At 26.6% G+C, this 13,079-nt stretch carries 11 protein-coding genes; 8 read left to right on the plus strand and 3 right to left on the minus strand.

What is annotated here, in order from left to right:
- The first annotated feature begins 501 nt into the window (after window positions 1–501).
- The 4 genes from Q0K52_RS12695 to Q0K52_RS12710 are packed head-to-tail and all read left to right on the plus strand — an operon-like array spanning window position 502 to window position 3,611.
- The gene (locus tag Q0K52_RS12695) at window positions 502–1,503 is read left to right on the plus strand and encodes a metal ABC transporter substrate-binding protein (RefSeq protein ID WP_297299979.1); all 1,002 of its coding nucleotides are present in this window, start codon (window positions 502–504) and stop codon (window positions 1,501–1,503) included.
- Between the two features lie 33 nt (window positions 1,504–1,536).
- Window positions 1,537–2,229, plus strand: coding sequence for a metal ABC transporter ATP-binding protein (locus Q0K52_RS12700; RefSeq protein ID WP_297299981.1), 693 nt, complete (start codon window positions 1,537–1,539; stop codon window positions 2,227–2,229).
- Window positions 2,226–3,041 (plus strand): metal ABC transporter permease, encoded by an 816-nt coding sequence (locus tag Q0K52_RS12705; RefSeq protein WP_297299983.1) that lies wholly within the window; start codon window positions 2,226–2,228, stop codon window positions 3,039–3,041. Before Q0K52_RS12700 ends, Q0K52_RS12705 begins: the two co-directional genes overlap by 4 nt.
- Window positions 3,042–3,059: 18 nt before the next feature.
- Entirely contained in the window at window positions 3,060–3,611 is a 552-nt protein-coding gene (locus Q0K52_RS12710; protein WP_297299985.1) for a hypothetical protein, read from the plus strand.
- A gap of 94 nt (window positions 3,612–3,705) precedes the next feature.
- On the opposite strand, the gene Q0K52_RS12715 is transcribed toward Q0K52_RS12710, so the two are convergent.
- Window positions 3,706–4,725: a DUF3089 domain-containing protein gene (locus Q0K52_RS12715; RefSeq protein WP_297299987.1), complete on the minus strand. Its 1,020-nt coding sequence runs from the start codon at window positions 4,723–4,725 to the stop codon at window positions 3,706–3,708.
- 110 nt (window positions 4,726–4,835) lie between these two features.
- Between Q0K52_RS12715 and Q0K52_RS12720 the strand changes: the two genes are divergently transcribed.
- Window positions 4,836–6,197 (plus strand): NAD(P)H-dependent oxidoreductase, encoded by a 1,362-nt coding sequence (locus Q0K52_RS12720; RefSeq protein ID WP_297299989.1) that lies wholly within the window; start codon window positions 4,836–4,838, stop codon window positions 6,195–6,197.
- A 334-nt stretch (window positions 6,198–6,531) separates the two neighbouring features.
- On the opposite strand, the gene ald is transcribed toward Q0K52_RS12720, so the two are convergent.
- The gene (gene ald, locus Q0K52_RS12725; protein ID WP_297299991.1) at window positions 6,532–7,644 is read right to left on the minus strand and encodes an alanine dehydrogenase; all 1,113 of its coding nucleotides are present in this window, start codon (window positions 7,642–7,644) and stop codon (window positions 6,532–6,534) included.
- 292 nt (window positions 7,645–7,936) lie between these two features.
- Here ald and Q0K52_RS12730 point away from each other — a divergent pair, with 292 nt between their 5' ends.
- Window positions 7,937–9,409: a 4Fe-4S dicluster domain-containing protein gene (locus Q0K52_RS12730; protein ID WP_297299994.1), complete on the plus strand. Its 1,473-nt coding sequence runs from the start codon at window positions 7,937–7,939 to the stop codon at window positions 9,407–9,409.
- An 88-nt stretch (window positions 9,410–9,497) separates the two neighbouring features.
- On the opposite strand, the gene Q0K52_RS12735 is transcribed toward Q0K52_RS12730, so the two are convergent.
- The gene (locus tag Q0K52_RS12735) at window positions 9,498–10,136 is read right to left on the minus strand and encodes an ankyrin repeat domain-containing protein (RefSeq protein WP_297299996.1); all 639 of its coding nucleotides are present in this window, start codon (window positions 10,134–10,136) and stop codon (window positions 9,498–9,500) included.
- Between the two features lie 216 nt (window positions 10,137–10,352).
- Between Q0K52_RS12735 and Q0K52_RS12740 the strand changes: the two genes are divergently transcribed.
- Window positions 10,353–11,789 carry a fibronectin type III domain-containing protein gene (locus Q0K52_RS12740; RefSeq protein ID WP_297299997.1) on the plus strand — a complete coding sequence of 479 codons (1,437 nt, stop codon included), beginning with the start codon at window positions 10,353–10,355 and terminating at the stop codon, window positions 11,787–11,789.
- Window positions 11,790–11,809: 20 nt separating this feature from the next.
- Window positions 11,810–12,673 (plus strand): tetratricopeptide repeat protein, encoded by an 864-nt coding sequence (locus tag Q0K52_RS12745; protein WP_297299999.1) that lies wholly within the window; start codon window positions 11,810–11,812, stop codon window positions 12,671–12,673.
- Window positions 12,674–13,079 lie beyond the last annotated feature (406 nt).

Consider the following 13,079-nt stretch of genomic DNA (forward strand, 5'->3'; position numbering starts at 1 on the left):
TTTCTAACAATTTAAATTATAAGGAATACCTTCTTTTTTTAAACTAAAAATGTGCAATATCTATGGCTCTTAAACATTAAAAAGAAATCTTTATAATTGACAATTATTTATTATAAATTATAATAATGACATGAAATTAATAATAGTATTACTTACATTTATAATATCTGTGTATATTTTTCCCGCATGTTACGTATTACATCATTCACATAGTCATGTGCATCAAGTAAATGAAAGCTGTGAAACTTGTTTGGATATTTTTTCTATTTCTACAATAATAAATAAAGTCGTTAAATTTTTATCCCCATACAGTTCTATAATTATATATTTAGCTATTTTATTTAGTTGTTTTTTTAAAAAAGTCAGAACTATTTTTTATATAAATATTAATCCAACAACTCTGAAGGTAAAACTGATAAATTGATTTTAAAATCCTTTTGTTTATTAATATTTTTTTAACTTATTTATTTTTTATGGTTTTTAAAATAAAAGGATTTTATTATGAAAAGGATATTGGTTTTACTTTTTACCATATTAGTATTATTTGTTTCATGCAATATAAAATCAAATGATGCTGAAAAAAGTGATGATAAAAGAAAAAAGATAGTAGTTACAATATTTCCAATATATGATTTTACTAAGAATATAATTGGAGATAATTTTGATTTGCAAATGGTTATAAAACCAGGAATAGAGATTCATTCATTTAATGCTACCCCTGCTAATATAATAGATATACAAAATGCAGATGTATTTATTTATATAGGCGGAGAAAGTGAGGCTTGGGCCGAAAAAATAGTAAAATCAATGGATACTAATGGCAAAAAAATAGTAAAATTAATTGATTATGTAAAAGCATTAGATGAAGAAATTGTTGAGGGTATGGAGCATGATGAAGACTATAATCATGAAGATGAATTGAATCATCAGGAACATGATGATAATGATATAAATGAAGCACATACACATGAAGGTATTTATGATGAACATATATGGACATCGCCAAAAAATGCTCAATTAATGGTTAATGCTATTTGTGAAAGTATATCAGAAGTAGATGCTAATAATGCTAATTTATACAAAGAAAATGCAGCAAAGTACAATAAAGAATTAGAAGTATTAGATAATGAAATTAGGCAAGCAGTAAATTCTTCTAAAAGAAAAAATATTGTATTTGGAGATAGATTTCCATTTAGATATTTAGCTAATGAGTATGGTTTAGAATATAGAGCACCTTTTACAGGATGCAGCAGTCAAGTAGATGCAAGTCCAAAAACTATAGCTTATTTAATAAATTATATTAAGGATAATAATATACCTTATTTATATTATATAGAATTAAGCAATGAAAAAATTGCAAATACTTTAATTGAACAAACAGGAGTAAATAAACTAAGACTTCATTCTGGACAGAATGTAAGTAAAGAAGAATTTGACTCTGGAATTTCATATTTATCTATAATGAAAGATAATTTAGAAAATTTAAAGAAAGGATTGAATTAATTTTACGTATTTATTATAAAGGGTATTAAGTTAATGTTAAATATAAAAGATTTATCTGTATTTTATGATAGTAATGAGGTATTATCTAATATCAATTTTTCTTTGAATAAAGGAGATTATCTTTCTATAATAGGAGAAAATGGTTCAGGAAAAACTACTTTAATAAAATCAATACTAGGACTAATAAAACCTAAAAATGGAAATATATCTTTTAATAATATAAAGAAAAATGAAATAGGATATTTGCCTCAGCAAGGAATAATACAGAAATCATTTCCGGCAAGTGTATTTGAAGTTGTAATTTCCGGAAGATTAAATAAAAAAAAGTTTATACCATTTTATACAAGTAAAGATAAAAAAATTACTTTAGAAAATTTGAAAAAACTTAATATAGATAATTTACAAAAAAAATCTTATAAGGATTTATCAGGAGGTCAGCAGCAAAGAGTGGCATTAGCAAGAGCATTATGTTCTACTAAGGAATTATTGATACTTGATGAACCTTCTACGGGTCTTGATCCAATAGCTACTATAGATCTTTATAATTTAATAAAAAAATTGAATGATGAAGTAACTATTATAATGGTATCGCATGATATAACAAGTGCAATAAAGTATTCCAATAAGATTCTTCATTTAAATAAAAATGTATTATTCTTTGGAAGTACAGAGGATTATATAAAAACAGATATATATAAAAGAATATCAGGGGAGGATATGAAATGATTAGTTTGCTTCAGGAACTTTTTTCATATACTTTCATTGTCAGAGCTATAATAGTCGGAATATTAGTATCATTATGTGCTGCACTTTTAGGAGTTAATTTAGTTTTAAAAAGATATTCTATGATAGGTATTGGTCTTTCAAATGTAGGATTTGGAGCATTATCTTTATCTATGATATTAGGTTTTTCTACTTTTCAGCTTTCTATACCTATAGTTGCAATAGCTTCTATACTTCTTTTAAGATTAAGCGAAAACAGTAAAATAAAAGGAGATGCAGCTATAGCTTTAATATCAAGTGTATCATTGGCTGTTGGTATTATAGCAATTACTGTAAAAACAGGAATAAATACTGATGTATGTAATTATATGTTTGGAAGTATACTTGCTATGAGTAAAAGCGATGTTTATATAAGTATAGCTGTTAGTATAGTTGTAATAGCATTGTATATACTTTTTTATAATAAAATATTTTTAGTAACATTTGATGAAAACTATGCTAGAGCTGTTGGAATAAATGCAGAATTTTATAATATGCTTATATCAATACTAACATCTTTGATAATAGTATTAGGTATGAGAATGATGGGGGCTATGCTGATATCAAGTTTAATAATATTTCCAGCATTAACATCTATGAGGATATTTAATACTTTTAAAGGAGTAATAATTTCATCTGCTGTATTATCAGTATTTTGTTTTTTTATTGGTATAGTTGCTTCATTTCAATTGGAATATCCTACAGGTGCTTGTATAGTTATGGTGAATTTGGCTATGCTTTTGATATTTAGTATCATTGGAAAGTTTTTGAGATAATGTTAAGGAGGTAGTAATATGAGATATTATTTATTATTATTTGTTTTATTATTATCATTTTCTTCTTGTGCCAAAAAAGAATATAATGATGATTGGTTCAATATAGAAAAAAATTATGTTGATATACCGCAAAAAAAATATGATTATGGAAGCCCTAGCGATAAATCAGATAAAGAAGTAAGTAAAACTGATACTTCTAATATTGATATGAATAATATTATAGAAATAAGGGAAAGAATGTTTATAAATCAATGCAATGATATTTATTTAAATCCAGATGATTACAGAGGCAAAGTTATAAAATTAGAAGGTATATATGATGGATTTGTAGATAAAGAAACTGGAGAGAAACTTAATTTTGTATTCAGATATGGTCCCGGCTGCTGCGGTTACGACGGCGTTGCAGGATTTGAATTTAATTATAATGGAACTATACCTAATCCTCAAGACTGGATTGAGATAGTTGGAGTTGTTGAAATATTTGAAATAGATAACTATGAAACGGTTAGATTAAATGCTATAAGTTTAAATGTTTTAGATAAGAGGGGTAAAGAGTTTGTAGCTAATTAATTAGACAATTTCGTATATTTATATTTTATAAACCTGTTGAGGGCAAGATAATTTATTTTCATTATCTTGCCCACTTTTATTTTATATTCTTTTATTATTTCCAGAAAGCACCAACTCTTTTTCTTACATTTTCTTTTAAATCATAATAGTAAAGAGCTATATCATATTGATGATAAACTCCTTTTTCAAATATACTATTTTCACCTGAATAAAAATCATCAGGATTTATAGTACTGCATTTTATGACGCCTCTTTTTTTATCGACTTTTGCATCTGCTATTTTTGTTGGATTTCCGTAATTTGATCCTATATTTGCTCCTATACTTTGTTCTTTTGTTGCTAAAGTTTCATCTAATGTCCAAGTAATAGGATTTATTGATATTGCTCCTTCAAGAAGTGTAGGGTTGTATCCGTTAAAATCAGGTGCTTCTGTATTATAAGATATTATAACTCCTGTATCATATTCACTGTTTGCAAATCTCAAATGAGGATTTTCATCTAAATCTTTTTGTGTAACAGAATATCCGAATATATAAGCAGCTACCATTCTATTTTTTAAATTTTCATTTGTTTTGAAATAATCTTTTAATATTTCTTTTATCATCATAGCACCTTGAGAATGTCCTGCTAATATAAAAGGTCTGCCATTATTATAATTTTTTATATAATAATCGAATGCAGCAATGGCATCTTCCTTTGGAATAGAATAAAAATATTTGTTCTGTTCTTCTTTACTAATATTATTTTTTTTATCTAAAATATATATAGCATCAGCCTGTCTGTAAAATGGAGCATATATACTTCCAACTTCATCGAATATTCCGCTATGTGCTATCACTGCATTAGTAACAGTTGCTCTCATAGGTATATAATCTATAGGACATATTATACTTTCATTTGTATCAGTTCTTGACCAAGTTGTAGGATATAAATAAAATACATCAACTTCTCTATCATTAGGATTTTCCGGTATTACAATCCAATTATTTTTATCTGAATAATCTGTTTTTACATCTTCTATTTTTGGCTGATTATTTGCAGAATTTTGAGAGCAGCTTAAAATAAGTATGCTCATTAATAAAGTAATAAATATTGTAATTCTTTCTTTTATCATACTAATTCCTTTTTTATTATTTATTTTCTATAAATTATAATTGTAAAAATATTTAAATCAATTAAAATATTTGTAAAAAACATATCATTATTAATTTTAAGGATAGCATTATGAAAATTTTAGTAATAAATGGAAGCCCTAAAGGCAATAATAGTATTACTTTACAAACATTATTATTTTTGGAAAAATTATTTATAGAACATCAATTTACATTTTTGAATGTAGGTCAGAAAATAAAACATTATGAAAAGAATTTTGATGAGATAAAAGAAGAATTGGAAAATACAGATATTATTATTTTTTCTTATCCTGTATATACTTTTTTAGTTCCATATCAATTATATAGATTTATAGAATTATTAAAAGAAAAGAATATAAATATAAAAAATAAATTTGCAACACAAGTTTCAACTTCTAAACATTTTTATGATATAACAGCACATAAATTTGTAGAGGAAAACTGTTTAGATTTAGGATTGAAATACATAAAAGGGCTTTCAGCTGATATGGAAGATTTAATAGAAAAGAAAGGACAAGATGATGCAATAAATTTCTTTAATTATTTAATTTTCTGTGCTGAGAATAATTTGCATATTAAACAAAATGATAATAATAAAGAAAAAGAAAAAATTGTGTATAAAAGAAAATGCACAGATGATAATGGTGCTAATAATAAGGAAAAAGATGTTTTAATACTTACAAACTGCAGCGATAATGATGAAAGTTTAAGAAATATGATAGAAGATTTTAAAAGTATTTTTCCGTATAAAACTAGAGAGATTAATATTAGAGATTATAAATTTCATGGGGGCTGTTTAAGCTGTTTTGGATGTGCTGTTACTGGAAAATGTGTTTATAAAGATGGATTTGATGATTTTCTACGTAAAGATATACAAACTGCTGATGCTATTATATATGCTTTTAGTATAGAGAATCATTATACACATTCTAGTTTTAAACTTTATGAGGATAGACAATTCTGCAATGGACATAGAATGGTTACAGAGGGAATGCCTGTAGGATATATTATAAGCGGTGATTATGATAAAGAATATAATTTACAGACTCTTGTAGAAGCACGCTGTGAAGTTGGAGGAAATTTCTTAACTCATGTAGCTAATGATTATAATAGAGATGCTTATGATGAATTATTAAAATTATCTTCTATAATGAAATATGCTATTGATAATAAATGTACAAGACCTAAAAACTTTTATGGTGTAGGCGGAATGAAAATATTTAGAGATTTGATATATGTTATGCAGGGACTTATGAAAGAGGATCATAAATATTATAAGAAACACAATGTTTATGATTTTCCTCAAAAACAAAGAATGAAAATGCTTCAAATAAAATTGGTAGGTGCTTTAATATCTATTCCTTCAATGCAAAGCAAAATGAAAAATAAGATGAATGAATATATTTTAATGCCTTATAAAAAGATAATAGACAATGCATCTAAAAAGAATTAATAATTAGAATTTCAGTTAAAAAATAAATCGCTATAAAATATTTTGTATCTTATAGCGATTTTGGAGTTTTATGTACTTATAAATTTGATAATCTTCTTATTAATTTATGAGAATAAACTTTAATATATTTTGATATCTATTATAGTATTATTCTTAAAAGTAAGATTATATTAAATATATATTTATGTCAATATATGTTTGTAAATTTTTGTATAATTATTTGATAATATTTTTTTATGTATTTATATAAAAATTGTTTTAGAATATAGAAGAAGAATCCTGCTGTTTTTTAGGGAGAGCAAACAGCAGGATAAATAAAAGTTATTTATGTTTTTTAAAATCCTAAGGCAGTTTTAGGGTCGGTGTATGCTATACCAAAGGCATCAGCAACACCTTTAAACGTACATTTTCCATTATAAGTATTTAAACCAGTAAGCAAAGTGTTATTAGTTTTACAAATTTCTTCCAATCCTTTTTCAGCCAACATTATACCATAATAAGTTGTGGAGTTAGTAAGAGCTATAGTTGATGTTCTAGCTACAGCACCAGGCATATTGGCAACACAATAATGTACTATATCATCTATTATAAATATAGGATCATCATGAGTAGTAGGGTGAGAAGTTTCAAAACATCCGCCTTGGTCTATTGCAACATCTACTATAACAGCACCTTTTTTCATAATTTTTAAATGTTCTTTTCTTAAAAGTTTAGGAGCTTTAGCACCAGGTATAAGAACACTTCCTATAACAACATCAGCAGTTTTAAATAATTCTTCCAATGTAGAAGGTGCACTAAAGTAGGTATTTATTCTCATATTAAATATTTGATCTATATATGAAAGTCTTGCTATATTAATATCAGTTATTGATACATTAGCACCGAATCCCATAGCAATTTGAGCAGCATTAAGTCCTACAACTCCAGCACCAAGTATAACTACATTAGCCTTTTGTACTCCTGGAACTCCACCTAATAATACGCCTTCGCCTCCGAATTTTTTCTCTAAATATTTAGCAGCTTCCTGAATAGATAATCTTCCAGCTATACAGCTCATAGGAGCTAAACAAGGCAATTGATTAAATTCATCTTTCATAGTTTCATAAGCAACTGCTTTAATCTTTCTTTTTAATAACATATCTGTAAGAGGTTTATCTGCAGCCAAATGAAGATAAGTATATAATATTTGATTTTCTCTAAAATATTCATATTCTTCTTCTATAGGTTCTTTTACTTTTATGATCATATCTGCTTCAAATACTCTTTTTTTATCTGCTATTTCAGCTCCAACTTTTGCATACTCTTCATCGCTGAATCCAGATCCTTTTCCAGCACCGGATTCTATAATTACTTTATTTCCATGTAATATATAGTCAGCAGCATTAGAAGGGGTTAAACCAACTCTGTATTCTTGATTCTTTATTTCTTTTGGACATCCTATAAGCATATAAACTCCTTTCTTAATATTATTTAATTCTATTTATATATTCAATATAGTTATTTGAAGGTCGTTTGTCAAGAAATAAACTATATTTTTATTTTGTTTTATATTTGATAAATTATTCATTTATTTAAGTGATTATATGTATAATATGAATACTCTATACAATAAATTTTTGTACATTGTTTGTATATTATACTTGAAAAAAATCTCTTTCATATTATAATAGATAATAAAATATATATTTTTCATTGTTTATATCAAACAATAAATCACTTAAAAAACATAGGAGTAAAAAGTGAATATTAATAATAACGCTTCTCAATTAAAAAAAGAGATTTTGGTAAAAATAGCATTAATGTTTATTGAGGACAGACTGATAGAAGATATAGATAGATTGCCTATAGAAATAATACCAAGAGACAGTAAATCTATAAGATGCTGTATACATAACGACAGAGAAATAATAAAAAATAGAATTATGGCAAGACTTGGTATAAGTGTTGAAGGTAAAGAAGACAGCGGTATTCCATTGTCTGGATATGCTAAATTGGCATTAGAAAGAGAAAAACCAACTTGGCCAATGCTTACAGTATTAGATGAGGCATGCAATGCTTGTGTAAGAGCTAATTTTATGGTAACTAATGCTTGTCAGGCTTGTTTAGCTAGACCTTGTATGATGAATTGTCCTAAAAACGCTATTACTATATTAGATGAAAAAAGAGCACATATAGATAGTAGTAAATGTATAAACTGCGGATTATGTTTAAAAAACTGTCCATACCATGCGATTATTTATATACCAGTTCCTTGTGAAGAATCTTGTCCAGTTGGTGCTATTACTAAAAATGAACAAGGTAAAGAGGTAATAGATTATCATAAATGTATATTCTGCGGTAACTGTATGAGAGAATGTCCATTTAGTGCTATGATGGATAAAGGTCAGCTTTTAGATGTTCTTAAACACTTAAAAGAAGATAAAAAAGTTAATGTTATGTATGCTCCTGCTATAGCTTCACAGTTCAATGCTAAACCAGGTCAATTGAAAAGTGCTTTATTAAAAATAGGTTTCCACAAGGTATGGGAAGTAGCTTTAGGTGCTGACGTTACTTCTGAAAAAGAAGCAGAAGAATTTGAAGAAAGAATGGAGAGAGGCGATAAACTTATGACTACATCATGTTGTCCTGCTTATGTAAAAGCAGTTAGAAAACATGTACCTGAATTAGTTCCTTGTGTATCAGAAACTAGAACTCCTATGCATTATACAGCTGAAATGATGCATGCTGAAGATCCAGATGCAGTTAATGTATTTATAGGACCTTGTCTTGCTAAGAGAAGAGAAAGTATAGATGATGATTTAGTAGATTATTGTTTATCTATGGAAGAATTAGATGCTTTATTTATAGCTACTGGTACAGATGTTGCTAAAGAGCCTGATTTAGATATAGGTGTTGTTCCTACAGCTTCCGGAAGAAAATATGCTATGAGCGGCGGAGTTGCTGAGGCAGTAAAAATAAGATTAAAACACCCAGAAAAATTAAAAGCTGCAGTTATTAACGGACTTGATAAAGAAGGTATGAAGCAGCTTAAAGGTTATGGTAAAGTACAATCCGGAGAAGCTCCTGTTACAGATGATACTCCAAACCTTGTTGAAGTTATGGCTTGTAATGGTGGTTGTGTTGGAGGACCTTGCGTAGTTAAGAACCCTAAAGCTGCTGCTGTTCAGTTACAAAGATATGCTTCTACTGGTACTGAAGTTAAAAAAGACTAATAAAATAGTTTTTAATAATTAAAAAAGACAAGAGTATAATTTTATATATTCTTGTCTTTTTATTTAACAAATTTTAATGTATTAATTTTTACTGTATTAATAATTTTTCTATATTTTTCAAATTTCTTTCTTTTGCATAATATAAAGCGTCGTTTCCTTTGCTGTCTTTTATGCTTTTGTCAGCACCATAATTTAATAAAAGCTTTACAATTTCTACATAATTAATACTATCTTTTCCAAATATTACAACTTCTAATAAAGCCGTTCTTGATAAATTGTCTATATGATTAATATCTACATCTGTATTTTCTAATAGGAATTTTGTTGTTTCTAAATGTCCGTTTTCACATGCAAGCATAAGGGCATTTGCTCCGTAAATATTAAATGTACTTTTGAAATCTGCCTTTTGATACATTATTTTTAACATATTTACAGAACCTTTTTCACAAGCATATAAAATTGGAGAATTAAATTTACTATCCTGTATATTTACATTGGCATTATTATCAATAAGAAGTTTAGCCATTTTGAAGTCATTTTTATACATTGCTATCATTAATGCAGTTCTTCTTTTATCGTCTTGTATATCAATATTGATTCCAAGTGTTATATATTCCTGCACTGTTTTCATGTCAGCACTATGAACAGCGGCAAAGAATCCGGTTGTCATATCTGCAAATAGTATTGTATTTATTATAAAAGTAATAATTATCAATTTATATTTCATCATTAATCCTTAATTTAAATAACTAAAAATGATAAAAATAATAATAACATATTTTTATTTTTTTTATATTTATAATATAGAATTTATTTTATAATTTTTTACAGTTTGTATTTACGTACAGTTTTAAATTAGTGTTTTTAGTATATTTTTAATAATGGAATTAAAAAAATATCCGAATAATTATTAAAGAATTATAAAAACTATTAGGAATTGAAAGTGCGTTATATAAGTATTTTCATAACATTTATTTTATTTTTAACAGTCAATCTAAATGCGGCTGTTTACGATGTCTTTTCAGATACAAATAATATTTACTACAGTACATTATATAATATTACAAACAGCTATGTATTAAATAATGGTACTTTGTCATCAGATAAATTAGATAGTATACCTTCAATATTTGGACATTCTATTTTGGGTTCTACTTATTCTCATGGTATTAGCTATAGTCCGGATATAAAGTACACTGAAGGAGCTAATCGAGGAAATGCTATATTTTTCCCGAATATTAGATCTTATGTGAAAATAGATCATTATATAAATGATAATAGTATAGATGAATATAATACTATGACAAGTTTTACTATTGAGTTTTATTTAAATCCATATAGGGTGAGAATGAACTCACAAGTTTTATCAAAAATGGCAATATATAATGATAATGGTGCTACAAAGTATTCAGGTATAAGAGCAAACATTATAAATGGAAGATTAGTTTGGCAGTTTAATAATTTATTTTCTTATAATGGTAAATATACGAATGTTATTTTATCTCAGGGAGAATATTTAAAAGAAAATGAATGGAGACATCATAGTATTAGTTTTGATGCTTCTACAGGTAAATTGGTTAAATATATAGATGGACTTGAAGAAGAAGTTGTATATTTAACAAGTACTGGAGATAAAACAGGTTCTCCTTATATTGCTGAATTTGACAATATAAAGTTAGATCCATTATATTTAGGACAAGGTTTTATAGGCGGTATGGATTTATTCTATTTTACACCTACTTATAAACAAAACTTTAATTTGTACAGATATTCATTAGATGGGGAAATAATAAGTAAAGTTATAGATTTTAATGATAAAAATACATTTATAGATGCTATTAATTATACAGGCAAATATACTAATGGTTCTTATATAGATTTATATTATAGAACTTCCGATTATTATTTTGCTCCAGATGATGATAATATAGCTTGGCAATTATTAGACAGTGATATAAATACAAATGTATCTAATAGCAACAGTGTTAGATATATGCAAATAAGAGCTGTATTAAAAAGTAATGTAGATAGAAATATTACTCCAACATTAAACAATGTTGATATAGTTTATCATAAGGGAAGATTACCACAAGTACCTGTTAATTTAACAGCTACAGCGGTAAATAATAATTCTGTTGTATTGAGATGGGAAGGAGATCATAAGGATATAGTTGGTTATAAAATATATTACGGAACTAAGTCAGGTGTATATAATGAGGCAGAGCACACACCTATAATTGTAGGAAATCAGAACGAGTATTATGTTGAAGGGTTAAAAGAGAATGAAGTTTATTATTTTACTATTACAGCTATAGGCGGAGAAAGCGGAGATATAGAGAGCGGCTTCTCTAAAGAAGTTTATGTTAGAGCAGTTCATTAAAATGAAATAAGGAGATTAATGTGTCTACTAATACTAAAGCAATGAAATTAAGCAATCTTGCAGAGGAACTTTTAAAAAAAGGAGTCAATGAAGAAGCTATTGAGGCTTTAAAGAGAAGTATGAGATTAAGTACTGCCGAAGATATGAAATCGTATTTACAGGTAGCAGTTTCTTTATTTGATAACGGCGATTATGAACATGCTAAAATATTTTTAAATACTTTCTTAGAGTATTGGATGGCAGCAGAAGCATATTTCCTTTTAGGGGCTATTGCTAAAAAAGAATATAAACTTCAGGAAGCTTTCGAGCTTTATAGAAAAGGTATTACTTTATATACTTCTTCAAATCTTGAGCCTTATTATGAATTTTTATCTTTATGTACTTTACTTAAAGAAGAAGATAAAGGCTTAGAAGCTGCTAAAAATGTACTTAGAATAAATAGTAAAGACAGAGTTGCTTTAGTTTATATGGCTAATTACTTCTTTAGAAATGAACTTTATAAAGAAGCCATGAATTTTTATAAAATATTAGTAGACAACAATTTAGCTGACCATAATGATTATCACTATTATGGTGTATGTTTGCATGAAATTAAAGATTACAAAAGGGCAGAAAGTATGTATTTGCAGGCTTTAGCTATGTACCCTGCTGATACTCCTGAAGTTCTTGCTCTTAAAAATCTTAGAAGCAAAAGCTTAAGAGACAATTATCCTAACTTAGAAGAAAGCAAAGCTAAATACACTAAAAAAATAAAAGAAGATCCTGATTCCAGCTCTTATTTCCATTTGGGGAATATTGAATTTATTAATGGCAATTATGATAAAGCAGCAGAATTCTATGCTAAGGCTAAAGAATTCTATGAGGAACATGTTTTCGTATCATAAATTGATATAATATTTTTAATAATAGTGTTGTAATTTTCTTAATTAATTTATATTTTCATTATATTAAATGATAATTTTTTATGTCATTATAAATTTATTTTTTATATAATAAACTATTATAAAGTTTTTATATCTTACTATTTTTGTAAATGAAATTTAGTTATAAACTAGAAATTTATTTTTATCTGACTTAATAATCAATTTTATAAATAATATACAATTAGTATATACTGAAAGAATTTCATTTTACCGACTACTGCACATTATGTAATATTATCAACTTTTTTTGACGCACAAAAAAGTTTTTATCCTTCGGATACGCTACGCGAAAAACGCAATTACTAGAACTTTATATTAAAAATATATGTATTAAATGTAGGGTATAACCTAGATTTAGACTAAAAAT

This window comes from uncultured Brachyspira sp., from assembly GCF_944390845.1.
GTDB classification, from domain to species: Bacteria; Spirochaetota; Brachyspiria; order Brachyspirales; family Brachyspiraceae; genus Brachyspira; species Brachyspira pulli.